At 72.1% G+C, this 26,990-nt stretch carries 22 protein-coding genes and 1 riboswitch; of the genes, 12 read left to right on the top strand and 10 right to left on the bottom strand.

Translation table 11 applies throughout. The features are described 5' to 3' along the window. Positions 1-2,493 (top strand): helix-turn-helix transcriptional regulator, encoded by a 2,493-nt coding sequence (locus tag AOA12_RS24075; RefSeq protein WP_054680750.1) that lies wholly within the window; start codon positions 1-3, stop codon positions 2,491-2,493. 58 nt (positions 2,494-2,551) lie between these two features. On the opposite strand, the gene AOA12_RS04490 is transcribed toward AOA12_RS24075, so the two are convergent. Next, complete coding sequence (locus tag AOA12_RS04490; RefSeq protein WP_156366391.1) at positions 2,552-3,238, bottom strand: hypothetical protein; 687 nt, start codon at positions 3,236-3,238, stop codon at positions 2,552-2,554. A 312-nt stretch (positions 3,239-3,550) separates the two neighbouring features. On the opposite strand from AOA12_RS04490, the gene AOA12_RS04485 reads away from it, so the two are divergent. The 3 genes from AOA12_RS04485 (at position 3,551) to trpS (ending at position 5,970) form a co-directional block, all read left to right on the top strand. Beyond that, positions 3,551-4,222 carry a response regulator transcription factor gene (locus tag AOA12_RS04485; protein ID WP_054680745.1) on the top strand — a complete coding sequence of 224 codons (672 nt, stop codon included), beginning with the start codon at positions 3,551-3,553 and terminating at the stop codon, positions 4,220-4,222. Positions 4,223-4,366: 144 nt separating this feature from the next. Then, entirely contained in the window at positions 4,367-4,744 is a 378-nt protein-coding gene (locus AOA12_RS04480) for a lipocalin family protein (RefSeq protein WP_054680743.1), read from the top strand. A 185-nt stretch (positions 4,745-4,929) separates the two neighbouring features. Beyond that, on the top strand, positions 4,930-5,970 hold the full coding sequence (gene trpS, locus AOA12_RS04475; RefSeq protein ID WP_054679560.1) for a tryptophan--tRNA ligase: 1,041 nt from the start codon (positions 4,930-4,932) through the stop codon (positions 5,968-5,970). Between the two features lie 8 nt (positions 5,971-5,978). Here trpS and istB read toward each other — a convergent pair whose 3' ends face one another. Then, positions 5,979-6,791 (bottom strand): IS21-like element helper ATPase IstB, encoded by an 813-nt coding sequence (gene istB / locus AOA12_RS04470; RefSeq protein WP_054679557.1) that lies wholly within the window; start codon positions 6,789-6,791, stop codon positions 5,979-5,981. Beyond that, positions 6,788-8,467 carry an IS21 family transposase gene (gene istA / locus AOA12_RS04465; protein ID WP_054679554.1) on the bottom strand — a complete coding sequence of 560 codons (1,680 nt, stop codon included), beginning with the start codon at positions 8,465-8,467 and terminating at the stop codon, positions 6,788-6,790. Before istA ends, istB begins: the two co-directional genes overlap by 4 nt. A 119-nt stretch (positions 8,468-8,586) precedes the next feature. Between istA and AOA12_RS04460 the strand changes: the two genes are divergently transcribed. Then, positions 8,587-8,802, top strand: coding sequence for a lipocalin family protein (locus AOA12_RS04460; protein WP_054680739.1), 216 nt, complete (start codon positions 8,587-8,589; stop codon positions 8,800-8,802). A 141-nt stretch (positions 8,803-8,943) separates the two neighbouring features. Here AOA12_RS04460 and AOA12_RS04455 read toward each other — a convergent pair whose 3' ends face one another. Continuing rightward, a complete protein-coding gene (locus AOA12_RS04455) occupies positions 8,944-9,825 on the bottom strand; it encodes a bifunctional methylenetetrahydrofolate dehydrogenase/methenyltetrahydrofolate cyclohydrolase (RefSeq protein ID WP_054680735.1) in 882 nt (293 codons plus the stop codon). 235 nt (positions 9,826-10,060) lie between these two features. After that, on the bottom strand, positions 10,061-11,335 hold the full coding sequence (gene glyA, locus AOA12_RS04450) for a serine hydroxymethyltransferase (RefSeq protein WP_054680731.1): 1,275 nt from the start codon (positions 11,333-11,335) through the stop codon (positions 10,061-10,063). Positions 11,336-11,417: 82 nt separating this feature from the next. Next, a riboswitch (ZMP/ZTP riboswitch) is annotated at positions 11,418-11,500 on the bottom strand. A 109-nt stretch (positions 11,501-11,609) separates the two neighbouring features. Between glyA and AOA12_RS04445 the strand changes: the two genes are divergently transcribed. Both AOA12_RS04445 and nagA read left to right on the top strand, forming a co-directional pair. Further along, entirely contained in the window at positions 11,610-13,286 is a 1,677-nt protein-coding gene (locus AOA12_RS04445) for a family 20 glycosylhydrolase (protein ID WP_082406465.1), read from the top strand. Next, on the top strand, positions 13,283-14,416 hold the full coding sequence (nagA, locus tag AOA12_RS04440) for an N-acetylglucosamine-6-phosphate deacetylase (protein ID WP_054680728.1): 1,134 nt from the start codon (positions 13,283-13,285) through the stop codon (positions 14,414-14,416). The genes AOA12_RS04445 and nagA overlap by 4 nt, the downstream gene beginning before the upstream one ends. Positions 14,417-14,458: 42 nt before the next feature. On the opposite strand, the gene AOA12_RS04435 is transcribed toward nagA, so the two are convergent. The 3 genes from AOA12_RS04435 to AOA12_RS04425 are packed head-to-tail and all read right to left on the bottom strand — an operon-like array spanning position 14,459 to position 18,727. After that, on the bottom strand, positions 14,459-15,844 hold the full coding sequence (locus tag AOA12_RS04435) for an amidase family protein (protein ID WP_054680724.1): 1,386 nt from the start codon (positions 15,842-15,844) through the stop codon (positions 14,459-14,461). 1 nt (position 15,845) lies between these two features. Continuing rightward, positions 15,846-17,054, bottom strand: a complete 1,209-nt coding sequence (locus AOA12_RS04430) for a M20 metallopeptidase family protein (RefSeq protein WP_231637180.1) — start codon at positions 17,052-17,054, stop codon at positions 15,846-15,848. A gap of 50 nt (positions 17,055-17,104) precedes the next feature. Further along, on the bottom strand, positions 17,105-18,727 hold the full coding sequence (locus AOA12_RS04425) for an ABC transporter substrate-binding protein (protein ID WP_054680718.1): 1,623 nt from the start codon (positions 18,725-18,727) through the stop codon (positions 17,105-17,107). Between the two features lie 126 nt (positions 18,728-18,853). On the opposite strand from AOA12_RS04425, the gene AOA12_RS04420 reads away from it, so the two are divergent. The 5 genes from AOA12_RS04420 to AOA12_RS04400 all read left to right on the top strand — a co-directional run bounded on the left by AOA12_RS04420 (position 18,854) and on the right by AOA12_RS04400 (position 24,913). Beyond that, positions 18,854-19,864 carry an Lrp/AsnC family transcriptional regulator gene (locus AOA12_RS04420; RefSeq protein WP_054680715.1) on the top strand — a complete coding sequence of 337 codons (1,011 nt, stop codon included), beginning with the start codon at positions 18,854-18,856 and terminating at the stop codon, positions 19,862-19,864. A 343-nt stretch (positions 19,865-20,207) separates the two neighbouring features. Further along, positions 20,208-22,643, top strand: a complete 2,436-nt coding sequence (locus tag AOA12_RS04415; protein ID WP_054680712.1) for a sigma-70 family RNA polymerase sigma factor — start codon at positions 20,208-20,210, stop codon at positions 22,641-22,643. 80 nt (positions 22,644-22,723) lie between these two features. Beyond that, positions 22,724-23,119 (top strand): YrdB family protein, encoded by a 396-nt coding sequence (locus AOA12_RS04410; protein WP_054680709.1) that lies wholly within the window; start codon positions 22,724-22,726, stop codon positions 23,117-23,119. Positions 23,120-23,129: 10 nt separating this feature from the next. Next, the gene (locus AOA12_RS04405; protein ID WP_054680706.1) at positions 23,130-24,521 is read left to right on the top strand and encodes an FAD-binding oxidoreductase; all 1,392 of its coding nucleotides are present in this window, start codon (positions 23,130-23,132) and stop codon (positions 24,519-24,521) included. Next, positions 24,518-24,913 carry an NUDIX hydrolase gene (locus AOA12_RS04400; protein WP_054680703.1) on the top strand — a complete coding sequence of 132 codons (396 nt, stop codon included), beginning with the start codon at positions 24,518-24,520 and terminating at the stop codon, positions 24,911-24,913. The genes AOA12_RS04405 and AOA12_RS04400 overlap by 4 nt, the downstream gene beginning before the upstream one ends. 275 nt (positions 24,914-25,188) lie before the next feature. On the opposite strand, the gene nagB is transcribed toward AOA12_RS04400, so the two are convergent. Together nagB and AOA12_RS04390 are read right to left on the bottom strand one after the other, a co-directional pair. Further along, positions 25,189-25,968, bottom strand: coding sequence for a glucosamine-6-phosphate deaminase (nagB, locus tag AOA12_RS04395; RefSeq protein WP_054680700.1), 780 nt, complete (start codon positions 25,966-25,968; stop codon positions 25,189-25,191). Continuing rightward, positions 25,961-26,989, bottom strand: coding sequence for an ROK family protein (locus AOA12_RS04390; RefSeq protein WP_054680695.1), 1,029 nt, complete (start codon positions 26,987-26,989; stop codon positions 25,961-25,963). The genes nagB and AOA12_RS04390 overlap by 8 nt, the downstream gene beginning before the upstream one ends. Position 26,990: the final 1 nt, after the last annotated feature.

Below are 26,990 nucleotides of genomic sequence, written 5' to 3'. Positions count from 1 at the left end.
ATGAGCATCCGCCTCGATGTCGTGCTCCACGGCATCGACGTGCTGCGCAGCGGCGGCGACCTCGACATCGTCGGCGAGCCGGGATCGGGACGGTCCCACGTGCTCGGCGAGATCTGCGCGCATCTCGAGGCGCAGCGGTGGAGCGTGCTGCGCGTGCCCGGCATCGCGGCTTTCCGTGCCGTGCCCTTCGCCGCGCTCGGATGGCTGGGCGAGCATCCGAGGACCCCCGCCGTCGCGCTCGAGATGCTGCGCGCCGCGCTCGGCGACGGGCCGTCGCTCGTCGCCGTGGACGACGCCGACGACCTCGACGACGCGTCGCGGGGCGTGCTCGCCCGTCTCCGCGACGTGTCCGGCGCCTCCCTCGCCGGCACGCGACGGGTCTCGAGCCCCGGGCGGGCCGGCGCGCTGAGCGGGTTCGCCCGCACGTTCCAGCTCCGCCTCAGCCCGCTGCGCTTCGAGGAGCTGGAGCGGCTGATCGTCACGCGGTTCGGGTTCGCGCTCGACGGCCCGACGATGTCGAGCGTCTACGCGAAGTCGAACGGCAACGTCGGCATCGCACTGGCCCTCGTCGAGGCCGCCGTCCGCGACGGCCGCATCCGCGTCGACGGCGACACGGCCGGCGGCGCCGGCGAGATCTGGACCCCCGCGATGACGAGCATCGCCGAGGCGCTCATCGCTCGCCTGGACGACGAGGAGCGCGCAGGGCTCGAGACCCTGGCCATCCTCGGGCCGGCGGCGATGTCGACCGCGCTGAGGCTCGTGGATCGTCCGGTGCTGGAGCGCCTCGGCGACGCCGGCGTCATCGAGGTGTTCCCGACGGGCGACCGGCACATCGTGACGGTGCGCCATCCCATCCTGGTCGACCACTTCCGCCATCGGCCCCGGCGCGTGCGCAGCGTGCTGATGGCGGACGACATCGTGCGACGTCTCGCGAGCGGCACGACCGCGCCGGCCGCGGCCGCCGTGGGCGAAGAGCACGCCGCGCTCTTCGTGACGCTCGTGCACGAGCACGCGCGTCGGCGGCTCCTCGCGGCACAGGACGCCTGGAGCAGGGATCGGACCAAGGGGACGGCGGCCGAGCTCATCGCGACCCTCCGCGCGGGCGGCGGCACGCCCGAGACGGTGGCCGGGCTGTTCGCCGAGAGCGCCGATCTGCCGGGCTCCGAGCAGAGCGAGCTCGAGTGGGAGAACATGTACGGCCTGCATCTGACGACCGTCGAGAACAGGCCCGGCTTCGCGGTCGCCCGGCTTCGCGCCCGGGCGGAGGGCAGCGACGCGATGAGGGGTCATCTGCTCGCCTGGGCCGCGCTCATCGAGCAGTCCTTCATCGGGCCGGCCGATCCGGATGCGCTTCCCGAGGAGACCACGGGCATGGCGGCCGGCGCCCGGGGGCAGATCCTGCGCTCACGCGCGTTCGTGCAGCTCATGCGGGGCGATCTCGACGAGGCGGACCGTCTCATCTCCGAGGCGCGCCTGGAGCTGAAGGAGGACCAGTTCACCGAGGTGATGACCGCCGTGCTCCTCCTCGCCCGCGGCGAGTTCGACCACGTCGAAGACCTCGCGCGACGCGGCTACGAGGAGGCCCGGGCGGCGTTCCACGCGGCCGACATGTACGCCTACACGTACATCGCCGCCCTCGAGGCGTTCGTCGCGGGCCGCTACGACGACGCCGAGGATCTCATCACGGAGGTCGCCCACCTGCATCTGGCCGCCGGGGAGCCGCAGCTCTACCGGCTGGGGCTCGCCGCCGTCGCGACGTTGATCGCCGAGACCCGCGGAACGACGCCGCAGGGCATCCTGCGGGTCGGGCCGGAGGGCTTCTCCTTCCGGGGGCCGTTCCCGGGAATGGCGACGGACTGGATCGTCGCGTCGCGATTGCGCGCCCGGGGAAGCGCCGAGGAGGCCGCCGACGTGCTCATACGGCTCGGAGACGAGCAGTGGGCGATGGGACTCCGCCTGCCCGCCGCCTACGCGTATCTGATCGCCGCCGACGCCGACCCCGCGCCCGCGCGGTCGGCGCGGCTCTCCGAGCGCGTGAGCGTCGTGCAGGGACACGCGATCCAGGTGCACCGGGAGATCATCCGCGCGCGCGTCGAGCAGGACCTCGACGCCCTCGAGGCCGGCGCCGAGCGGCTGGAGGCGCTCGGCCAGGACATGCGCGCGGTCGTGGTCTGGCGCGAGCTCGCGAGCGCGCACGGCGCGCGCGGCGACGACGACGCAGCGGCACGCGCGAACGCGCAGGCGACGCGCATCACGTCGGCCCCGGGGCGCTTCGACTCCGCGGCACAGGTCATGCCGCCGACGCTCACGGAGCGGGAGCGGGAGGTCGCGCGCCTGGTCGCCGTCGGCATGTCGAACCGGGAGATCGCCGATCTGCTCGTCGTCACCGTGCGCACCGTCGAGTCGCACGTCTCGCACGCGATGCGCAAATGCGGCGTCGCGAGCCGCCACGAGCTGCGCGACCTCGCGCGCGGCCTGCGCCTGCGTCAGTGAGCGACGGCCGGGAGCGGGGCCGCGACGACCGCCGCTCCCGGCCTCCCGCATCCTCCGCTCACGAGCAGGTGATGAGCGGGGACGTCAGCACGATGTCGTCGTTGGCGCCGAGCGCGTCGCAGCGCGGCCGCGGCGGGATCGCGAACCGGTAGGTGAGGGTGATGCCGGTCTGGCCGGGCGAGGCCACGTAGACGAACGAGTACGACTGGATGCCGCGGTCGGGGTGGAGATTGGTACGCGTGTCGCCCGACCACATCGTGATGCCGTTGATCCGCACCTCCACCTGCTGGAAACGGGTGTTCCTGTTGTCGTTGCTGTTGCCCCAGCCGCCGACGCCCTGGAAGGTGAAGACGTAGGTCGTGCCCGGAGTGACGGGGATCGTCACGTCGGTGAGGACGTACGCGACCGGCGTGTTCGAACCCGGCGCGCACGCCGCGCTGTCGAGCATCGACACGAACCCGGTCAGGCCCCGGTGCGAACGGAACCAGCCGTTGTGCCCGTTCACGCCGCCGGCCGGGACGAGCGCCTGCCCCTGGTTCCGCCAGCTGCTCCAGTCGCCCATCGTGATGGACGGGCACGCCGGTGCCGGCGTCGTCGCGGCCGCCGTCGGGACCGTGATCGCGGCCGCGATCACGGGGAGCGACCACGCCGCGCCCCTGACGACGCTCCGCCGGGTCGGGGACTCGGGCGCGCCGGCGTCTCCCCGGTCGAACGCATCGGGCTGCACATCTGCTGTCTGGGACATTCTGCTCCAACGTCGGGTATCGCCGCCCCCGGGCAGGGGCGACGGTGTGTTCGGAAACCGCACGGGCCGAGGGAACGAGAGCATCGGGGCGACGCGCGCCCCCCAGGCGCGTTCGGCTCGTTCCAGCCTCGCAAGCGATGTGCACGTTCGTCTTTCCCCAGGACGGGGGGATCGCGCCGCGATCACGCCCCGCCGCACCCCCATCCCTGGGGGATTCCGCGCTCGGCACGGCGGAACGTGTCATCGTTCGAGCGCCCCGCGCATCTCATAGGGGGAGAGCGACAGCGAGGCGGAACGGAGGATGCCGGCGACGTGACTACGGACAGATCGGACGATTGGCGCAGACCGATTCGCCCGCGCGCGCTGCAACGCGCCTACCTGCGGATCGGCGTCGTCGACCCGCATCCGGCGCTGGCGCTCGGCGTCACGGCGATCTTGAACGCGCAGACCGACATGCACGTCGTGTCGACCGCTCCCACGGTGAGCGCGCTCGCCGCGCGACGCGAGCGCATGGACGTCGTCCTCGTGGGGTGCACGGCTGCGGAGGCGGCCGTGCCGATACCGCAGCTGTCCACCCTCTCCGCGAGCACGCAGAGCGTGCTGCTCTACGTCTCGGACGATGCCGAAGGCCTGCCGGCGTACGGCGTCGTGCGGAAGCAGGACGAGCCCGACGAGCTCGTGCGGCGCGTGCGCCAGGCCGCGCACCCCGCGTACGGACGCGGCGCCCTGGGGCGGGAGGCGCCCGCGTTCGCGAACGTGCCGGTCGTGCTCACGGAACGGGAGCGGCAGGTGCTCGCCCTCTACGCGGGCGGCCGCACGGCCGGTCAGGTGGCCTCGCGGCTGTTCATCTCCCGGGGGACCGTGCACGACCACATCCGCCGCATCCGGGCGAAGTACGAGGCCGCCGGGCGGCCCGCTCCCACGAAGGTCGACCTCTTCCGCCGCGCCGTCGAGGACGGCATCGTGCGGCCCGACGGCGCGTGACGGGCATTCCTCGCCCGGCGGCGGGGGCGGGGCACGGCGCCGCCGGAGCGCCGCGCACCGGCGGCGGGCCGTTCGCGCGGCTGTCGCTGCGGGCGCAGGGCGGGGCCCTACCGGGCCGGCCGCGGGCCGCGTAGGCTCGCGCGCATGACCGACACCGATGCCGAGCCCGCCTCGGTCGACGACCTCGAGCTCGATCGCTACCTGGGCGACTGGTTCGAGGTCGGCCGGCTGCCGCTGCGCTTCGAGGACCGGGACGCCCGCGACGTCACCGCGAGCTACACGATGAACGACGACGGCACGGTGCGGGTCGACAACCGGTGCCTCGACGAGGACGGCGAGCCGACCCAGGCGTTGGGCCAGGCGGTCGCCGACGCCGAGCATCTGGGCCGGCTGCGGGTGTCGTTCCTGCCCGCGGCGCTGCGCTGGATCCCGTTCACGCGGGCCGACTACTGGGTGCTCAAGATCGACGACGACTACCGGCTGAGAATGTCAACCTCAGCTGGGCCCAGGGCGGCAATCTAAACGGGACCCACCCTGTGGTTTCTGGTCTTGGTTCCGGGCCCCGGTAGTATCTCGTTCATGAACTTCAACCGTTCCGCTTGGTGGTGGCTGCGATAGCAGCCGGTTGAAGTATGTTCACGGGCTGCACGGCAGCTCGTGGAACGGCCCGAGTACTCCGTGTAGCTCCCAATCATCGGGAGACACAAATGGAGTCCTTCATCGCAACCGCGCAACGCTCGGCAGAGGTCGCGGTCCTCGTGGCCGAGCACCCCGAGCACTTTCGAGTCCTCACGGGTGAGCGGCCGACTGGGCCGCTGCATCTGGGCCACTACTTTGGCACCATCAGGGAACGGGTGCGTCTCCAGCAGGCTGGCGTCGAGATGTTCCTCGTGCTCGCGGACTATCAGGTCATCACCGACCGAGACACGATGGCTCACGTTCGCGAGAACGTCTATAGCGCTGTGCTCGACTATCTCGCCGCGGGCATCGACCCGGAACGGACGACCATTTTCACCCACTCGTCGGTGCCGGCGCTGAATCAGTTGATGCTGCCGTTCCTGAGCTTGGTCACCGAGGCGGAACTGCATCGTAATCCGACCGTCAAAGCGGAACTCGCGGCGTCCGGGCGCGCGTTGAGCGGGTTGCTCTTGACCTATCCGGTGCACCAGGCGGCCGACATTCTGTTCTGCAAAGGCAATCTCGTGCCCGTCGGCAAGGACAACCTCCCGCATGTGGAGATGACTCGCGTGATCGCTCGACGGTTCAACGAGCGCTATGGGGATGTCTTCCCGGTTCCGGATGCGTTGATCACGTCGACGCCGGAGGTTCCGGGCTTGGACGGTCGGAAGATGTCGAAGAGCTACGGGAACGCGATCGCGTTATCTATGACACCGGACGAGACAGTTGCGGTGATTCGTCAGACTCGGACCGATCAGGACCGGCGGATCAGTTTCGATCCCGAGGACAGGCCTGGTGTTTCGGCGCTGTTGTCGACGGCCGCGCTGTGCCGCGGTGTCGAGCCAGCCGAGTTAGCCGACGAGATCGGTGATGGCGGCAGCAGCGCCCTGAAAGCCATGACGGCGACAGCCGTGAACGACTTCTTGGAACCGTTGCGCGTGAGGCGGCAAGCCTTCGCCAAAGACGAGGATCTCGTGCGGGCGATTCTTCGCCACGGCAATGAGGCTGCGAACACTTCGGCGGAGTCAACACTGGCCCAGGTGCGCGAAGCAATGGGGACGATCTACTAGGACCTCGGTCAGACCTGGTCAGTGAGTCGGCGGGTGTGGGCGAGGCGATAGGAGTCGGTGCCGGTTTCGATGATGCTGCCACCGAACGTGAGTCGGTCGACGATCGCAGCGCAGAGCCTCGGGTCGGTGAAGGTCCTCGTCCATCCGGAGAACGATTCGTTGGAGGCTATCGCGACGGAGTTCTTCTCTTCGCGTTCGGTGAGGACCTGGAACAGGAGCTCGGCTCCGCGGCGGTCGAGTTCCATGTAGCCGAGTTCATCGATGCAGAGCAAGTCGACGCGGCCGTAGCGAGCGATGGTGCGGGCGAGCTGCTTCTCGTCGGCGGCTTCGACGAGTTCGTTGACGAGTTTCGTCGCGAGCGTGTATTTGACCCGATAGCCCTTCTCTGCAGCCGCGGTTCCCAGACCGATCAGTAGATGCGATTTCCCGGTACCGGAGTCGCCGATGAGGCAGAGCGGTTCGCCTTTGCGGATCCAGTCACCGGTAGCGAGTTGGTGGATCGTGGCCGGGTTGATGTTCGGGTTCGCGTCGAAATCGAAGTCACCGAGCCACTTGCTCCGCGGGAAGCCAGCCGCAGACACGCGCCGAATCGAGGAGCGCCGATCGCGATCATCGCACTCCGCGAGCAGTAGCTCTGCCAGGAACCCTTGGTAGGACAGCTGCTCTCGGTTCGCGGTCACCAGGGCCTCGTCAACGACGGCGCGGACAGTCGGGAGCCGGAGACGCCGGCAGGCCTGATCGACAGCCGCGATCGCTGCTTCTTCGGTGAGCCCGCGTCTCCGGCGCAGCGTCGTCGTGACGGTGGTGGGTTTCGTGGTCATGTTCCCGTGGTTCCTTCCCGATCAATCGCTTCGTCCGTGAGCGTCGGGCGTGCCCGACGTTCCAAGAGTTCGTCGTAGCCGGCGACACTCGGCAGTGGTCTCGTGTCGGCCGGGAGACCTGCGATCACCGCGGCCGGATCAGCGAGACGGCGTTGGGTGAGACTGACAACTCGTTGCTCGCGGCCAGACGCGAGTTCACGGAGATGACCATGCAGGCCAGGCCCACCCGTCGAAGTTTGTCTGCGGGCTTCGACAGCGACGACATCGGCGGTGACTGCCCCGACTTGGAGTGCTGCGTGGATGCCGGCGATCACTTCCTCTGCGGGCATGCTCCGGTGCAGAAGCAGAACATCAATGAGGGCTCGCGTGCCGACGGCATCACCATCGGTCTTGCGGGCGGCCGCCCAGAACGCATCGTGGGCAGCCGTAAACACTCCGGCCTCCCGCGCCCTCGCTAAGGCGGTGGCTCCCGGGAGCGCTCCGGGCTTCTGACGCAACACCTCGAGGTAATGGTCGAGGACGACTGATTGTCCGCCGCGCGCGACAACTCGCTCATGGCGGGCAACTTCCTGGTGCCCGTCGAAAACGACGACCACGGACGCGCGTAATGAGACGCGGACGTTCCGGCCGATCAGATGGGCGGGGACGGAGTACTTCGCCATCCGAACCGTGATCAGACTCGACCTGTCGACCCGCGGATGCAGCGTCAGGCCTGGATCGAATCGCTCATACGGCAGCGGCGACAGCAGTGCCTGTTCGACGGCGAAGTCCTGGCCGACTGTGCGAATCCGCGACGCGATCCGCCGCCTGTCATCCGCCGCGTCCCAGGCGCGGATTCTCGCGTTGAGTTCTGCGAGGGAATCGACAACCGGCATGGGTGTCAAATGTGTTCGCCGGAACCGCCCGACCTCACCCTCAACGCCGCCCTTCTCATGTGCGCCCGTGATACCGGGTTGGCAGTAGAACGAATCGAACCCGTAGTGGGAGCGGAACAGCACCCACCGCTCGTTCTCGATCCGGCCGCGCCCGTTGCCATAGAGCACCGCCTGGACTGCCGATGTCAGATTGTCGTAACGGATATGCCGGGTCGGGATGCCGCCAATCTCTTCGAACGCATCAATGTGGCCCTCGAGGAATGCTTCCTGCGACTGAGTCGAATAAACCCGGTGGATCGCCTTCCCCGAGTGAGAGAGCCGGAACACGAACATGTGGCACTTCGTCTTCACCCCAGCTAGCACCACCCACACCTCGCCGAAATCGACCTCAGCCTCCGCACCTGGCTGGTGGTCTTGAGGGATGAAGACCTCCACCCGCCGGCCCGCGACCGCGTCGATCTCGGGCCGGCGAAAGCGGACGTAGTTACGAACAGTCGAATACGACAATTCAGTCGCTCCGTGCTCCTCAATAAGACGATCCAGTACCCGGGTCGCGGTGTGGCGCTGCTTCCTTGGTGCCGTCAGATCCTCCCGCAGCATCGCGTCGATCGCGGGCTTGAACCGGTCAAGCCTCGGCGCCGACCTCACCCGCGTCTTCTTCGGCGGCGGTTCCGGCGAAGCCAACGCCTGCCGCACCGTCGCTCGCCCAACGTGATGACGGCGCGCAAGCTCTCTGATCGAGAGCTCCTCCACCCGCGCATCACGCCGAATCGCCGCGAACACATCCACCCGAGATCCCATCCCAAACCTCCACCATCAGCATCCGGAACAACAGTTCCGTCAACGGTGGAGGTGGACTCGGCTCAGGCTGCCGTGGACACCCCGTCAAGCAGCAAGTGGTCTCCGCTTAGATTGCCCTGGTGGGTCCGACTTACGCTGCCATAGTCAACCGGCACGCGCTCGTCGGCACGCCCGATCGCGCGCACCTGTGGCTGCTCAGCCGCACCCCGCGGATCCCCGATGCCGTCGAGGCCGACTACCTGGCCGAGGCCCGCCGCCAGGGCTACGCCCTCGACGACTGGATCCGCCCGGCGCAGTCCGGCGCGAAGGTCACCGACGCCCAGCTCGCCGGCTGACCGGGCGCGAGGCTCGGTCGTCCGGCGGTCGAAACTCCTCCGATTCGGAGCACGAACACGCGGAAGACCCGTCTCGCGGGCTTTCGCGACCCGGATCGGAGGAGTTCGGGCGCCCGGACCCGAAGGGCCGGATGCCGAGGCTCAGCCAGCGGCGCGCTCGGCGGCCTCGACGACGTTGGTCATGAGGAGGGCGACGGTCATCGGGCCGACGCCGCCGGGGTTGGGCGAGAGCCAGCCCGCGACGTCCGCGACGCCCGGATGCACGTCGCCGTGGACGCGATCCTTGCCCGTCTCGGGGTCGGTCTCGCGCGTGACGCCGACGTCGAGCACCGCGGCGCCGGGCTTGACGTCCTCGGCGCGCACGAGGTGCTTCACGCCGGCCGCGGCGACGATCACGTCGGCCTCACGCAGGTAGCGCGGCAGGTCGACGGTGCCCGTGTGGGTGAGGGTCACGGTCGCGTTCAGGTCGCGGCGCGTGAGCAGCAGCCCGATCGAGCGGCCGATCGTGACGCCGCGTCCCACGACGACGACGTGCCGGCCCTTGAGGTCGTAGCCGCCCCGCAGCAGCAGCTCGATCACGCCGCGCGGCGTGCAGGGCAGCGGCGTCGTGATCGGGGCGTTGACGTTGAGCACGAGGCGGCCGAGGTTCACCGGGTGCAGGCCGTCGGCATCCTTCGCCGGGTCGATCCGCTCGAGGATCGCGTCGGTGTCGAGGTGCTTCGGCAGCGGCAGCTGCACGATGTAACCGTGGCACGCGGGATCGGCGTTGAGCTCGTCGATGACGCGCTCGACGTCCTGCTGCGTCGCATCGGCGGGCAGCTCGCGCTGGATCGAGTTCATCCCGAGCGCCAGCGACTGCCGGTGCTTCATCCCGACGTACAGCTGGGATGCCGGGTCCGCACCCACCAGCACGGTCGCGATCCCCGGCACGACGCCCCGCGCCCGCAACGCAGCCACCCGCTCCGTCAGCTCCGCCCTGATCGCCGCCGACGCCGCCTTGCCGTCCAGAACCTTCGCCGTCATCTCATCACTTCCTCACTGTCATAGGAGCCCGCCACCCGCCTCTTACACCCCGCCCATTTCACCCCCGCCGAGTCAATCCTTCTTCGTCGAGTCAATCCCGCCCTAGCGCGGATCGGGGGTTGACTCGGCGCGCGGGGATTGACTCGGCGTGCAGCGGGTGCGCGGCTGCCTGCGGACGCGGGCCGGAGGCGGGCGGGCGCAGGCGGGCGGGGGCGCACACGCGCGGGCCGGGGGGTTACTGGTGCAGGTCGGGGTAGAGGGGGAAGGCGGCGGCGAGGGCGTCGACGCGGGTGCGCAGCGCGTCGAGGTCGGCGGCGGGCTGGAGCGCGAGGGCGATGACGTCGGCGACCTCGGTGAACTCGGCGTCGCCGAAGCCGCGGGTCGCGAGCGCCGGGGTGCCGATGCGCAGGCCCGAGGTGACCATCGGCGGGCGCGGGTCGTTCGGCACCGCGTTGCGGTTGACCGTGATGCGGATCTCGTGCAGCAGGTCTTCGGCCTGCTTGCCGTCGATCGCCGCATTGCGCAGGTCGACGAGCACGAGGTGCACGTCGGTGCCGCCCGAGCGCACCGAGATGCCGGCGGCGGCGACGTCGGGCTGCGACAGGCGCTCTGCGAGGATCGCCGCGCCGCGCACGACGCGCTCCTGGCGCTCCTTGAACTCCGGCGTGCCGGCGAGCTTGAACGCCGTGGCCTTCGCCGCGATCACATGCATGAGCGGGCCGCCCTGCTGGCCCGGGAACACGGCCGTGTTGATCTTCTTGGCCAGGTCGGCGTCGTTGGTGAGGATGAAGCCCGAACGCGGGCCGCCGATCGTCTTGTGCACGGTCGACGACACGACGTGCGCGTGCGGCACGGGCGACGGGTGCACGCCCGCGGCGACGAGACCGGCGAAGTGCGCCATGTCGACCCACAGGTACGCGCCGACCTCGTCGGCGATCGCGCGGAACGCGGCGAAGTCGAGCTGACGGGGGTAGGCCGACCAGCCGGCGATGATGACCTTCGGCTTGTGCTCGAGCGCGAGGCGGCGCACCTCGTCCATGTCGATGAGCGACGTCTCGGGGTTCACGCCGTAGGCGACGATGTCGTAGAGCCGGCCGGAGAAGTTGATCTTCATGCCGTGCGTGAGGTGGCCGCCCTGGTCCAGCGACAGGCCCAGCAGGGTGTCGCCGGGGCGGGCGATCGCGTGCAGCACGGCGGCGTTGGCCGTGGCGCCCGAGTGCGGCTGCACGTTGGCGAACTCGGCGCCGAACAGCTCCTTGGCGCGGGCGATCGCGAGCTCCTCGGCGACGTCGACCTCCTCGCAGCCGCCGTAGTAGCGGCGGCCGGGGTAGCCCTCGGCGTACTTGTTCGTGAGCACCGAGCCCTGCGACTGCAGCACCGAGACGGGCACGAAGTTCTCGGAGGCGATCATCTCCAGGAACGTCTGCTGGCGCTTCAGCTCGCGGTCGAGCACCTCGGCGATCTCGGGGTCGACCTCGGAGAGAGGGGCGTTGAAGGTGGGATCGGTCATGGCATTCTCCGGTGGTTGAGTGCCGCCGCAGCGGCAGTGATCTCGGTGATTGAGCACCGCTGCGCGCGCAGCGGTGTTTCGAAACCCCGACCCAGGCGTGCGGTCGATAGCCGTTGTGGTCGCTCCCCGGTGGTGACCCACCCAACGCCAGTCGCGACGGTCACGAGCATAACGGATTCCGCACTGCTAGGCTGGGGCCGCCTATTTTGTAAGGACTCCTTACATGAAGCCCGCACGCGTGAAAGACTCGCGAGATGAGAAAGCCGGTGCGCCGATGACGCTGCCCCTCGTGCCCTTCCCGGCATCCGTCGTCATGCGCGACGAGGCCCCGTTCCGCCTCACCCCCGGCACGCCCGTCACGGGCGATGCGGATGCCGCCCCGCACGCCCGCGCCCTCCTCGCCGCGCTCGCCCGCCGCCACACCCTGCTCGCCCCCCGCGAACCTCGGAGAATCCCACCGGCCTCGGAGGATTCCGCCCCGACGGTCCGAGGTCCGCGCGATTCTCCGAGCCTCGTCGCCGCTCCCGTGGCGCAGGATGCCGCGACCGCCGCCCCCGGCATCCACCTCGCCCGGGGCGAGGGCGCGCCGGAGTCGTACGTGCTCGAGGTGACGAGCGCCCGCGTCACCGTGACGGGGGCGGATGCCGCGGGCCTGTTCTACGGCATCCAGACGCTCGGCCAGCTCGCCGCCACGGGCGAGATCCCGGCGGTGCGCATCGCCGACGCCCCGCGCTTCCCGTACCGCGGCGTCATGCTCGACGTCGCGCGGCACTTCCACCCCGTCGAGACGGTGCTCGCGTACATCGACCGCGCCGCCGCGCTCAAGTTCAACCGCCTGCACCTGCACCTCACCGACGACCAGGGCTGGCGCCTCGAGATCGCCGCGCACCCCGAGCTCACCGCCCGCGGCGCGGGCAGCTCGGCGTTCGGCGACGCCGGCGGCTTCTTCACGCAGGACGACTACCGGCGCATCGTCACCTACGCCGTCGCGCGGCACCTGACGGTCGTGCCCGAGATCGACCTGCCCGGGCACACGCACGCCGTCTCGCTCTCGCATCCCGAGCTGTGCGAGCCGCCCGTCGTCACCGACCGGGTGCGCGAGGTGACGGAGCTGTTCGGCGGCGGGCTGCCCGTGCCCGGCGAGCCGTATCACGGCATCGCCGTGGGCTTCTCGTCGCTGCGGATCGACGACGAGCGCACCTACGCGCTGCTGCACGACGTGCTCGGCGAGGTCGCGCGTCTCACCCCCGGCCCCTACCTGCACATCGGCGGCGACGAGGCGCTCGGCACGCCGCCCGAGAGGTACGACGCCTTCGTCGGCCGCGTCACCGAGATGGTGCGGCGGCTCGGCAAGGTGCCGATGGCGTGGCACGAGGCGGGGGCGGCGCCGTCGCTCGCCCCGGGCACGATCGGCCAGTACTGGGGCTTCGTCACGCCGACCGACGGCATGGATGCCGAGGCGCGCGCGTTCGTGCGCGGCGGCGGCTCGCTCGTGCTCTCCCCCGCCGACGCGATCTACCTCGACATGAAGCCGCACTCCGGCAGCGCCCTCGGCCTCGCGTGGGCGAACGGACCGACGAGCCTGGAGCGCTCGTACCGCTGGGATCCCGCGACCGTCATCGAGGGCGTGGATGAGAGCGACGTCCTGGGCGTGACGGCGCCGCTGTGGACCGAGACCGTGCGCACGCTCGCCGACATCGACGCGCTCGTCTTCCCGCGCATCGGCTCGGCCGCCGAGGCGGCGTGGTCGCGCGACCCGTACGGCACCGGCGAGCGCACGTGGGAGTCGTTCCGCGAGCGCGTCGCGGCCCTCGCGCCGTGCTGGCGCGCGCAGGGATTCGCGATGCCGGCCGAGTCCGCCGCTGAACCGCCCGCCGCAGAGCCTGCCGCTGAACCGCCCGCCGCCGCAGCTCCACCGGTCACGCCGGTCGCCGAGGGGGCGCGCGCATGACGACCGTGCTGCACTCCGCGCGCCTCGTCGACGGCGCCGTGACCGACGACGCATGGATCGCCTTCGACGGCGACACGGTCACGGCGACGGGAACCGGCACGACCTGGCGAGACCTGGATCCGCGGGATGCCGTCGACCTCGCCGGCGCGCACCTCGCCCCCGGCTTCATCGATCTGCATGGGCACGGCGGCGCGGGCTCGTCGTACGACGACGGCGCCGAGGCCATCCGCGTCGCCCGTGCCGCGCACCTGCGGCACGGGACGACGCGCGCCGTGCTCTCGCTCGTGACGGCGTCGATCGACGACCTCGCCGCGCGGGTCGCCACGATCGCCGACCTCGCCGCGCAGGACGACACCGTGCTCGGCTCGCACCTGGAGGGTCCGTTCCTCGACCCGGGCCACAAGGGCGCGCACACCGAGAGCCTGCTGCGCACCGCGGACGCCGGGGCCGTCGACCGGCTCCTCGACGCCGGCCGCGGCACGATCCGCCAGATCACGATCGCGCCCGAGCGCCCGGGCGGCCTCGACGCCGTGCGCCGCTTCGCCGGCGCGGGCGTCGCCGTCGCCGTCGGCCACACGAACGCGACGGAGGACGAGGCCGCGGCCGCGTTCGACGCGGGGGCGACGCTCATCACGCACGCCTTCAACGCGATGCCCGGCATCCACCACCGCGCGCCCGGGCCCGTCGTCGCCGCGATGCGCGACGAGCGGGTCACGCTGGAGCTCATCGCCGACGGCACGCACGTGCACCCGCACGTCGTCGCGCTCGCGTTCGCGGGCGCTCCCGGTCGCATCGCGCTCATCACCGACGCGATGGCCGCCGCCGCGGCCGACGACGGCGACTACGCGCTGGGCGGCCTCGCGGTGACGGTGTCGGGCGGCGTCGCGCGCCTCGCCGACGGCACGATCGCCGGCTCGACCCTCACGCAGGACGCCGCTCTGCGCGACGCCGTCGCGTGGGGCATCGGCCTCGCCGACGCCGTCGCGGCGCTCACGGCCGTGCCCGCGCGGGCACTGGGCCTGCGCGACCGGCTCGGCGGCCTGCGCCCGGGCATGACGGCGGATGCCGTCGTGCTCGACGCCGCCCTGCACGTCACCGCCGTGTGGTGCGCCGGCCGCCGGGCGGTGTGACCCGGCGACCGCACGGCATCGGCACGGCATCCCGCCGCAGGGTCAGCCATCCAGCGCGCTCCAGTCGGGGGTCGCGGCGGCGCCGCGGCGGGCCTCGTACCAGTGCGCGGCCCGCAGCACGCGCAGGTCCTCCCAGCGCGACGCGGCGATCTGCAGGCCGATCGGCCTGCCGTCGTCGGCGAACCCGCAGTTGATCGACGCGGCGGGCGCGCCCGCGGCGCTCACGGGCCGCGAGAAGACGGCGTGCGTGGACACCTCGCGCATCTGCGTGCTCTCCGCGGCGCCCGGCAGGAAGCCCACGACGGGCGAGAGCACGATGTCGTAGGCGTCGAGCAGGGCGCACGTCTCGCGCACGAGCGGGATGATCTGGTTGATCGAGCGGATGAGGTCGATCGCCGAGGCAGACTCGATCGACGACAGCGCCGCGACGAGGTCGGGGTCGGCGCTGCCGAGATCGGTCACGTGCGGGTCGTCGTGCAGCATCGTCCAGCGGTTCGCCGACAGGAACCGGCCCTGCCCCTGCGACACGTAGTCCCGCGAGAGGTACGGCCCGACGTGCTCGACGTGCGCTCCGCCGGCGGCGAAGACCCGCCCCGCCGCGTGCACGGCCTCGACGATCCGCGGGTCGACGAGCTTGCCCTCCTGCAGATCGGTGCACACGGCCACGCGCAGCGACGCCGCGTCGAGGTCGAGATCGTGCCACGCGATCTCCTGGTAGGGCGCCGACCAGCAGTCGCGCCGGTCGGGCAGCGACAGGTACGACATCGCGATCGCGGCGTCCCGCACGGTGCGCGCGAGCGGCCCGGCCGCGCGCCCGAAGTACACGTTGCGCATCGGCACGCGCCCGAACGACGGCTTGAAGCCGAACACCCCGTTCATCGCGGCGGGCACGCGGATCGATCCGCCGATGTCGTTGCCCAGGTGCAGCGCGCCGTAGCCGAGCGCGGCGGCCACGCCCGAGCCCGACGACGATCCGCCCGAGTTCCACGCGGGGTTCCACGCGTTGCGCGTGACGCCGTACCGCGTCGAGACGCCCGACGCGGTCGCGCTGAAGTCGGGGACGCTCGTCGTCGCGACGACGACGGCGCCCGCCTCCAGCATCCGGTCGACCGTCGGATCGTTCTCTTCGGCGACGACCGGCTCATGCGCGAGGGTGCCGTTGGTCTGGGGCAGGCCGGCGACCGCCAGCCGCTCCTTGACCGTGATCGGCACGCCGTCGAGCGGGCCGATCGGCGCGCCGGCGCGCCACCGCTCGTCGCTGCGCGCGGCGCTCTCGCGCGCCCGCTCGGTGTTGCTCTCCGCGATCGCGTGATGGATGCCGTCCTTCTCGGCGATGCGCTCGAGCACCCGCTCCAGCGCCTCGCTCGGGGTGAGCGTTCCGGCGGCGAAGGCCGCCGACGCCGCCGTGATGGTCGCGATCTCCGACATGTCAGCCCTCCTCCGCGAATCTCCGCAGCCGCCGCGCCGCGAGCTCCGCGTACACGAGTGCGGCGCGCGACAGCACCGACGGGTCGAAGTCGGCGAACGGCGAATGGTTCATGGGCACCGTCTCGGGGTCGCGTCCGGGCAGCAGGCCGCCGTAGAAGAGATAGCAGCCGGGCACCTCGGCGAGCACGCGCGAGAAGTCCTCCGAGCCCGCCGAGGGGTTCGGCAGCGTCTGGAACGCGTCGTCGCCGAGCACGTCGCGCACGACGTCGGCGCTGAACGCCGCCTCGTCGGGCTCGTTGTAGCTGACGGGATAGCGCCGGTCGAAGTCGATGTCGACCTCGACCTCGTGCGCCGCGGCCGTGCCGGTGAGGCACGCGTGCACGAGCCGGTCGAGCTTGTCGAGCGCGGCCGTGCTGTGCGTGCGCACCGTCGCCTGGAAGTCGACGTGCGGCGGGATGACGTTGTCCTTCGTGCCGCCGTGGATCTGGCCGACCGTGAGCACGACGGGGTCCCAGATGTCGAAGTGCCGGGTGACGGTCGTCTGCAGCGCGACGATCATGTGCGCGGCCGCCGTGATCGGGTCCTTCGCACGGTACGGGCGCGAGCCGTGGCCGCCCTGGCCGAGCACCCGCACCGTGAGGGTGCTCGACGACGACGAGGTCGTGCCGGGACGGCACGAGAACACGCCCAGCGGCAGCTGCCACGCCATGACGTGCATCGCGTAGGCGGCGTCCGCGCGCCGGCCGGCCGCGTCGAGCACGCCCTCGCGGATCATCACGCCCGCGCCGTCGTACCCCTCCTCGCCGGGCTGGAACATGAACACGACGTCGCCGTGCAGCTCGTCGCGGCGGGCCGCCAGCAGCCGTGCGGCGCCGACGAGCGCCGCCGTGTGGATGTCGTGACCGCACGCGTGCATCGCGCCGTTGTCGGCCGCGAACGGCAGGCCCGTCTCCTCGACGATCGGCAGGGCGTCCATGTCGCCGCGCAGCAGCACCGTCCGCGGCTCCGCGGCGTCGCGCCGCCCACCGCGCAGCACGGCGGTGACCGACGTCGTCTCGACGCCCGTGCAGACCTCCAGGCCGAGGCCCTCGAGCTCGCGCAGCACGATCGCCTGCGTGAGCGGCAGGTCGAGGCCGATCTCGGGCGTGCGGTGCAGCTCCTGGCGGAGCAGCTCGAGCGCGGGCTGCAGCGCCGCCGCATCCTCTCGCATGTCCGCATCCTCTCGCACGGCGACGTCCGCGCGCGGACCGGTCGCCGCGCTCATTCCGCGCCCCCTGCCGGCACGACCTGCGCGAGCGAGTAGGGCGACAGCACGCCGTACTGCTCCGTCGGCCCCGTCAGGTAGCCCTCGAAGTGGCGGTTGTTGTAGGCGTTCGCGATCGACGAGATGAACAGCGGCACGGTGTAGGCCTTCTCGTGCGCGAGCTTCGCGGCCGCCTTCACCGCCGCGACGTACTGGTCGTGCTCGGTCGCCTCGCGCGCGGCGGCGAGCGCCGCGACGGTGTCGGCGTCGTCGTGGAACGTCTGGTTGACCGCGACGGGGTTCGACGGGTCGAACTGCATCCACAGCATCGTGCCGGGCGCGTAGTTGTGGTTGAGCAGGTGGATGTACAGGTCGAAGTCGCCCTCGCGGCCCGCCGTCTGCGACGTCGCGCGCTCCATGCACGCCACGTTCACCGTGATGCCGGCCTGCGCCAGCAGGTCTCGCACGATCTCCGCGCTGCGGGCGTGCGAGGCGTTGCCCTGGTCGCACACGAGGCGGAACGTGGGGTCGGGGTGGCCGGCCTCGGCGAGCACGGCCCTGACCTCGTCGGGCGTGCTGGTGTGGGGCTCGATGTCGGGCTGGAACTCCTCCTGCCCGGGCGGGACGGGTCCGAGCGTGATCTGCCCGTGCCCCTGCAGCACGGTGTCGACGAACTGCGCCGAGTCGATGAGCCCCGAGACGGCCTGGCGCACCTCCGGGCGGTCGAACGGCGGACGCGAGGCGTTGAACGTCAGCTTGGTCATGTTGAGGGCGTCGGAGACCTCCAGGATTGATACGTCGGGCTCGCCCGACAGCGCGGTGATCGCCGACGACGGAAGGGTCGTGGCCATCAGGTCGATGTCGTCGTTGCGCAGCGCGAGCTGGGCCGTGTTGATGTCGCGGTAGATCTGGAACTCGACGTTCTCGAGCGTGCTGTCGTCGGCGAACATCGGGTAGTGCTCGTTGCGCACGAGGCGGTAGCGCTGACCCGCGGCGATCTCGTCGAGTACGAACGCGCCGCCGCTGACCCAGGCCTCGGGGTGGCTCTCGATGCTGTACTGCGAGATGTCGTCGACGTCCTCGAAGACGTGCTTGGGCAGCACGGCGAACGTCTGCACGGCATCCTGGTACCAGGCGTACGAGCCGACCTTGCCGTGGATGACGACCTCGGTGGGGCTGATCACCTCGGCGTGGTCGTAGTTGCCGATGTAGAGGGCTCCGCGGGCGAGCTTGTCGTCGCGCAGCCGATCGAACGTGAACGCGATGTCGTCGGCCGTGATGGGCGTGCCGTCGCTCCAGGAGAAGTCGGGGTCGACCGTGATGGTGATCTGGTCGCCGGCGTCGTTGACCGAGATCGACTCGGCCACGTGCGGGATCGACCCGCCGCCGGCCTGCGGAACGACGAGCGTGGGATGCAGCTGCAGCATGACCCACAGATCGCTCGTGCTCGACGAGGTGAGCGGCACCCAGTTCACGACCTCCGTCGTCGTCGCGACGCGCAGCGTGTCACGAGCGTCGGCGGGCGGTCCCGAGGCCGACGACGTCCCGCCGCCGCCCGCGGGGCTGCAGCCGACCGTCACGAGCGCCAGGGCGCCGGCGACGGCCAGCGTGCGAAGGGTCCGGGTGAAGGGACGCGTCATTGCTCTTCCTCGTTTCGTGTGCGGGAGCATTCGGCTCCGGATTGAGACCAGAGCCTAGGCAGCACCCCATATCGAGCAGGGAAATCGTCGCAAACGTCCATTCCAGGCGGATATATGCTTCATTCTGTGAGGGATGCGTACGACGAGGTCGACCTGAGGATCATCCATGCCCTCCAGATCGCGCCCCGCGCCGCGTGGCGTCAGCTGGCCGGTCCCCTCGGCCTGAGCGCGGCGACCCTCGCGCGCCGCTGGCAGCACATCGTCGGCAACGGCGACGCGTGGGTCTCGGCGTATCCGAGCCCCCGCCGCGTCGGCGGAGCGGCCTTCGTCGAGATCACGTGCGAGGCCGGTGCGGTCGACGACGTCGCGGCGTCGATCTCGAGGCTGCCGCTCTTCCCGGCGGCGTGGGAGATGTCGGGCGGGCGCGACATCCTCGCCACCGCCCGCGCGACCTCGGTGCTCGAGCTGCACGCGTGCGTGCGCGGGCTGCGCGCGACGCCGGGCGTGCGCGGCGTGCAGTCGCACGTGGCGACCCGCACGTTCGCGAGCGCGCAGCGCTGGCGGCTCGACGCGCTCGACGCGCGGCAGAGCCGGGCCGTGCGCGCGCTCGCCCCCTCGCCGAGCCTGCAGCCGGCGGGCGAGCTCGATCGCCTCGACCAGCGCCTGATGGTCGCGCTCAGCCTCGACGGCCGCGCGCCCGCCGCCGACCTCGCGCGCGACCTGGGCGTGAGCATCAACACGGTGCGCCGGCGGATGCATCGCCTCATCGACAGCGGCGAGCTCGAGGTGCGCTGCGACGTGAGCCGCGTCATCGCCGGCCGCGAGGTGCTCGCGATGTTCTGGCTGCGCGTGCCGCCCGACGCCCTGGTCGAGACGGCCCGCGCGCTCGCGGGCGCGCCCTCGATCCGCCGCCTGTCGTCGGTCACCGGCACGCACAACCTCATGCTCATGGCGTGGCTGCGCCACACCGCCGACCTGCCCGACTACGAGGCGCTGCTCACGCGCATGGCGCCGCACACGAGCGTGGGCGAGCGCGCCATCTCGATCCGCACCATCAAGCACGCCGGCCGCGTGCTCGACGACGACGGGCGCGTGCGCGAGATCGTGCCGCTCGACTTCTGGCAGTCGGCGCCCTGACGGGCCGGCCCACGGCGCGGACAGCTCCGCCAGCGGCGCGGATAGCTCCGCCAGCGGCGCGGATAGCGGGGGGCGGAAGGTCCCCCGACCCTCCGCCCCGCGCTCGTACCCCCAGAGATCCCCCTTCGACTCCGACCGCCCCTCCCCCGAAGCGCGATCAAGGAGTCATACCTAAGAGAGGGCGCAGATCGGGTTTCATGACGCGGGTTTGAGAATTTTTTCTGAGATCTTTTCGGACGGCGCTCAGGCAGAGGGGTAAGAATGTCAGTGGCGCGTCATAAAAACCCGGCATCCGCATCTCTCAGGGAGAGGCATCGTCGTGCGACGCAGCCACAGGAGAGACATGGACAACGACAGCGACCCGACGGACGTCACCGCGCTCAGTGACGCCGACCTCGTGCTGCGCTCGCGCGCGGGCGATCGGGGCGCCTTCGGCGAGCTCTGGAGACGTCACTACCGGGCGGGCGTGACCGTCGCCTCCTCCCTGACGCAGACGTTCGACGCCGATGACCTGGTGCAGGAGGCCTACGCGCGCATCTTCGCGGCGATCCGCCGCGGCGGCGGCCCCACGGGATCGTTCCGCGCCTATCTCTTCACGAGCATCCGCAACACCGCCGCGGGCTGGGGCCGTTCGCGCCGCGAGACCGCGATCGACGAGCTCGAGCACGTCGAGGACCCGGCGGCCTCGGAGCACGCGACCGACGAGGCGCTCGACCGCAGCATCACGCACCAGGCGTTCCGCAGCCTGCCCGCGCGCTGGCAGGAGGTGCTCTGGTACACCGAGATCGAGCAGATGAAGCCCGCCGAGATCTCGCCGCTGCTCGGGATGAAGCCGGGCGCCGTGTCGCAGCTCGCCGTCCGCGCGCGCGAGGGGTTGCGCGAGGCGTGGATCCAGGCGCATCTGCGCGCGCTCGACGACGACTCGCCGTGCCAGTGGACCACCGAGCGGCTCGGCGCCTATGCGCGCCGTTCGCTCGGGATGCGCGACCGGCGCAAGGTCGACGACCATCTCGCCGACTGCGCGCGCTGCGCGATCGTCGCCTCGGAGGCGGTCGACGTCTCGCAGCGCCTCGCTCTGGTGCTGCTGCCCGCCACGATCGGCGTGGGCGCCGCGACGGCGTACCTCGCGACGATCCAGGGCGGCGGCGTCCCCCTCGTGGCCCTGGCGGCCGGAGCCGCCCCCGCACTGCCGGATGCCGTCGTGCCGCCGCTCGCCGACGTCGTCGACTCCGTGGGCGCCGCCGGCGCAGCGGCTGTCGGCGCGGTCGGGGCCGCGGGAGCGGCCGGCGGCGGACTGCTCGGCAGCGCGGGTGCGATGATCGGGCTCACCGCGGCCGGGCTCGTCGTCGCCGGGGCCGCCGTCGCCACGACCATCGCCGTCACCGCACCGGGCAACCCGCCCTCGGACAGCATCGCGAACGCGGCCGCGCCGTTCGGCGAGGGGATCGACGTCGAGGTGTCGACCCCCGCGGGCGGCTCCTCGATCACGCCCTCCGACCTGCCCGTGCTGCCCGATCCGCCGCCGCGCGACGCGCCGCCCGCGCGGCCCTCGCCCACGCCGTCACCGGGACTCTCGCCGACGCCGGTTCCGAGCCCCACGCTCACGCCGCAGCCGACGCCGGCGCCGACCGTCACGCCGCGGCCCGAGTTCGTGCCGGAGCCGACGCCCGAACCGGCCCCGGAGGCGACGCCCGAGCCCACCCCGGAGCCCACGCCCGAGCCCGAGGCGACCCCGGAGCCCACGCCGGAACCGGCGCCCGAGGAGCCGGAGACGCCGCAGGTCCGGCCCGACCCGACGCCGACGCCCGAGCCGACCCCGGAACCCACGCCAGAGCCGACGCCCGTTCCGACGCCGGAGCCCACGCCCGTTCCGACGCCGGAGCCCACGCCCGTTCCGACACCGGAGCCCACGCCCGTTCCGACACCGGAGCCCACGCCCGTTCCGACACCGGAGCCCACGCCCGTTCCGACACCGGAACCGACACCCGTCCCGACGCCGGAACCCACTCCTGTCCCGACGCTGACGCCGGAACCCACGCTCGCGCCTGAGCCGACGCCCACGCCGGAACCCACGCTCACGCCCGAGCCCACGCTCACGCCCGAGCCGACGCCCACGCCGGAACCCACGCTCACGCCCGAACCCACACTCACGCCCGAACCCACACTCACGCCCGAGCCGACGCCCACGCCCGAACCGAGCCCGGAACCCACGCTCACGCCGGAGCCCACTCCCACGCTCACACCGGAACCGACACCGACGCTCACACCGGAGCCCACGCTCACACCCGAGCCGACACCGACGCTGACGCCCGAGCCGACCCCCACCCCGACACCGGAGCCCACCCCGACGCCGGAACCGACCCCCACCCCGACACCGGAGCCCACCCCGACGCCGGAACCGACCCCCACCCCGACACCGGAGCCCACCCCGGAGCCGACGCCCGAGCCCACCCCGGAGCCGACACCGGAGCCGACCCCGACGCCTACGCCGCCCGCGACGCTTCCCGAGGGCTCGCCGACGGTCGAGTCGTCGACGGCATCCGGCATCCTGCTCTACACCGCCGATCTCGTGATCGCGGGTGAGCCGGGTGCGACGGTTGTCGTGTCGATCCAGGGCAGCGAGAAGGCGCGCGTCACGCTCGACGAGACGGGCCACGGCACCGTGACGGTCTCGTCGAACGCGCTCCAGGTCGCGCTCGGCTACGACCTCGAGCTGCGCTACGTGACCGACGACGAGGTCGGACCGGCGACGACCATCCCCCTGAAGGACGTGCTCTGAGCGACCCGTCCCGACCGGACGCCACGGCCCGGAATCCGCTCGCTTCGAGGCCGTCGGACGCGCACGCCTACACTGGCTCCATGGCCGATTCGCCCGCTGTCCGTCCCGAGGCACCCGAGCAGCCGCCCGCGGCGGGGACCCGCCCGGCGATCTCCGCCCTCGACGTCGTCGCGCTCCTGTGCGAGCTCGTCGCCTTCGGCACCCTCGCCTTCTGGGGCTTCGCCACCTGGCCGATGCCGTGGAGCCTCGTGATCGGCATCGGCGCGCCCGTCCTGGCGATCCTGCTCTGGGCCCTGTTCGTCTCGCCGCGCGCCGTCGTGCGCGTGCATCCGTTCGTGCGCGCGCTCGTCGAGCTGCTCGTCTACGCATCGGCGACGCTCGCCTGGTGGGACATGGGGCAGGCGTGGGTCGGCGTGGCCTTCGCGGTCGTCGCCGTGACCGCCGGGGTCCTCTCCGGACGTCGCCGGCTGTCGTGACCGGCACGCCATGACCGACGCGGCCGTCGCCGGCACGCCCGCGACCGACGTGCTCGCAGCGCTGCGCGCGCGGCTCGGCCCGCGCGTCGACACGTCCCCGCACGCTCTCGACGAGGCGCGGGCCGACAAGTCGGGGCACGCGTCGGCGGGCCGTCCGCTCGCCGTCGTGCACGCCGAGTCGGTCGCCGACGTGCAGATCACGCTGCGCCTCGCCCACGAGACGGGCACGCCCGTCGTCACCCGCGGCGCCGGCACCGGTCTCGCGGGCGGCGCGAACGCCGGCCCCGGCGAGATCGCCCTGTCGGTGCGGCGCATGGACCGCGTGCTCGAGGTGCGCGCCGACGACCTGCTCGCGGTCGTCGAGCCCGGCATCCTCAACGCCGACCTCGACGCGCGGCTCGCGCCGCACGGCGTGTGGTGGGCGCCCGACCCCGCGAGCCGCGCGATCTCCACGGTCGGCGGCAACATCGCGACGGACGCGGGCGGCCTGCTGTGCGCGAAGTACGGGGTCGTGCGCGATGCCGTGCTCGGCGTCGACCTCGTGCTCGCCGACGGCGAGCTGCTGCGGCTCGGCCACCGCACGGTCAAGGGCGTCACGGGCCTCGACCTGACCTCGCTCGTGATCGGCTCGGAGGGCACCCTCGGCGTCGTCGTCGGCGCGACGCTCAAGCTGCGGCGCCTCGTGCCGGGCCGCCCGCGCACGATCGCCGCGACCTTCGCCGACGTGCGCACGGCGGCGCTCGCGGCGTCCGCCGTGACGGCGGCGGGATGGCAGCCGGCGATCATGGAGCTGCTCGACGCCGCGAGCCTCGCCGCGATCCACGATCTGCTGGGGCTCGCGGCGCCCTCGCCCGGTGCGGCACAGCTCACGGTGCAGACCGACGGGCCGGGCGCCGCCGGCGAGGCCGAGGCGATCGCGGGGGTGCTGCGGGACGCGGGCGGCGTCGTGCGAGTCGCGGCCGACGAGGCCGAGAGCGAGCTGCTGCTCACGGTGCGCCGCTCGATGCACCCCGCGATGGAGCGGCTCGGCACGACGCTCATCGAGGACGTGTCGGTGCCGCGCAGCGCGATGCCCGCGATGTTCGACGAGATCGCCCGCATCGAGGCGGCCTACGGCCTGCGCATCCCGACCGTGTGCCACGCGGGCGATGGCAACCTGCATCCGAACTTCGTCTTCGACGGCCCCGACGTGCCGCCGGTCGTCTGGGATGCCGCCGACGACCTGTTCCGCTCCGCGCTGCGCCTCGGCGGGACCCTCACGGGCGAGCACGGCATCGGCGTGCTCAAGCGCCGCTGGCTGCGCGACGAGCTCGGCGACGCGCAGTGGGAGCTGCAGCGCCGCGTCAAGGCCGCGTTCGACCCGACCGGCATCCTCAATCCCGGAAAGGTGTTCGCGCCATGAGCGTCATCCGCGTCAGCGCCGCCGTCGTCACCGACGACGCGGGTCGCGCCCTCGTCGTGCGCAAGGCGGGCACGAGCGTGTTCATGCAGCCGGGCGGCAAGCCCGAGCCCGGCGAGAGCGCGGTCGAGGCGCTCGTGCGCGAGCTGTACGAGGAGCTGGGCGTCGAGGTCCCGGCATCCGCGGCGCGGCCGCTCGGCCGCTTCGAGACGGATGCCGCGAACGAGCCCGACCACCGCGTCGTCGCCGACGCCTTCGCGCTGCGCCTCGACCCCGCCGCGATCGCTCCGGCCGCGGAGATCGCCGAGGCCCGCTGGATCACCCGCGCAGACACCGCGCACCTGCCGCTCGCACCCCTCAGCCGCGACCTGCTCCTCCCCCTGATCTGGCCCTGACCCGTCCGGCGCGGCTCTGCCCCTGGTCCAGGCCCGCCTGGCCCCGCAATGACCCCCACCCACCCACCAAGTTCAACCGCGGCAAACGGCGGGTTCAGCCCCTCGCCACCCGCAGGATGCCGCGGTCGAATCTCACAGGCTTCGCTTCAACCGCGGCAGATTGCGGGTCTCAGCGTGCGCGACCCGCAATCTGCCGCGGTTGAAGCCAGGGAGCAACCAGGGGCGACCAGGCCAATCAGGGACGGCCAGAGCCAACCAGAGACAGCCAGGGCGGGCTACAGGCCCTGCCAGGCGGGCTTGTGGGCGAGGACGTAGCGGTAGTAGTCGGCGTGCTGCAGCTGCGACGCGGCGGCCTCGTCGACGACGACCGTCACGTGCGGGTGCAGCTGGATCGCGGAGCCCGGCAGCGACGCGGTGACGGGTCCCTCGACGGCGCCGGCGATCGCCGCGGCCTTGTTCTCGCCGAACGCGAGCAGGAAGAGGTGCCGCGCGTCGAGGATCGTGCCGAGACCCTGCGTGATGCAGTGCAGCGGCACGTCGTCGATCGAGTCGAAGAACCGCGCGTTGTCCTGACGGGTCTGCTCGATGAGCGTCTTCACGCGCGTGCGCGACGCGAACGACGAGCCCGGCTCGTTGAACCCGATGTGCCCCGACGTGCCGATGCCGAGGATCTGCAGGTCGACGCCCCCGGCCGCGGCGATGGCGTGCTCGTAGTCGTCGCCCGCGTGCTCGATCGTCTCCAGCGCGCCGTTCGGCGTGCGGATGAGCGCGGGGTCGAGCCCCAGCGGCTCGACGACCTCGCGGGTGATCACCGAGCGGTAGCTCTGCGGGTGCGCGGGGTCGATGCCCACGTACTCGTCGAGCGCGAAGCCCCGCACGCGCGACACGTCGACGCCCCCGACCCGCGAGCGCAGCGCCTGGTAGACGGGCAGCGGCGTCGAGCCCGTCGCGAGCCCCAGCACCGCGTCGGGCCGTGCGGCGATGAGACGCACGATCTCGTCGGCGACGAGCGCGCCGGCCTCGTCGGACGTCGGGACGATGATGACCTCAGCCATGAACGAGGACCTCCTGGTGTCGGGCGCCGATGAGCGCCGCTCCGAGCGCTGCCGCCGGCGAGCCCGGCGGCAGCAGGTGGATGCGATCGGCCAGCCGCAGCGACCGCAGGAACGGGGATGCCGCGTCCGCGGCGCTCAGCTGGTCCACCACGCGGCCCAGCATACGGTCACCGAGGGCCGTGAGTCCTCCCCCGATCACGACCTCGTCGGCGTCGAGCGTCAGCACGAGCACGCGCACGGCCGCCGCGACGCCGTAGGCGACGTCGTCGCGCAGCGCGACGGCGGCCGCGTCGCCCGCGTCGGCGGCGTCGAACACGTCGCGCACGGGCAGCGCACCGCTGCGCCCCCAGCGCCGGGCGACCGCCCCGCCGCCGGCGAACGCCTCGATGCAGCCCCGCTGGCCGCACCGGCACTCGGGACCGCCGGGGTCCACCGAGATGTGGCCGACCTCGCCCGCCGTGCCGTGCGCCCCGCGCCAGAGCGCGCCGTCACGCACGATGCCCGCCGCGATGCCCGTGCCGAGGTTGAGATACGCCATCGTCGCGCGGCCGGCCGCATGGACCGCGACATCCGCGGCATCCTCGCCGCCCGCATCGACCGCGGCATCCGCGCCGCCCGCGAAGCCCGCGGCGTCCGTGCCGCCGCCCGCGCGGCCCCGCGTCCGCAGCGCCGCGGCGCCCACCGCCGCCGCCTTCACATCGTTCTCCGCGCGCACCGGGGCCGGCACGTGCGCCGCCAGCGCGGCGGCGACGTCGAGCCGGTCGACGCCCAGGTTCACGGCGTGCGTGACGACCGCCGACCCCGGGGCGACCTGGCCGGGCATGCCGACGCCGACCGACGAGACCTCGTCCACGCGGCATCCGGCGGCCGTCGCGAGCTCCGCCGACAGCGCGACGATCGTCGCGACGACGGCATCCGCTCCCCAGCCGGTCGCCCGTCGGGCGCGGGCGACGATCTCGCCCGAGGGCAGGGCGGCCACCGCGTCGGTCTTGGTTCCGCCGACGTCGAATCCGAGGTGCATG

The sequence above is a fragment of the Microbacterium sp. No. 7 genome, from assembly GCF_001314225.1.
Lineage (GTDB): Bacteria > Actinomycetota > Actinomycetes > Actinomycetales > Microbacteriaceae > Microbacterium.
Note: the sequence above shows the minus strand (reverse complement) of the source record. Positions and strands in the feature narration are given on the sequence as shown.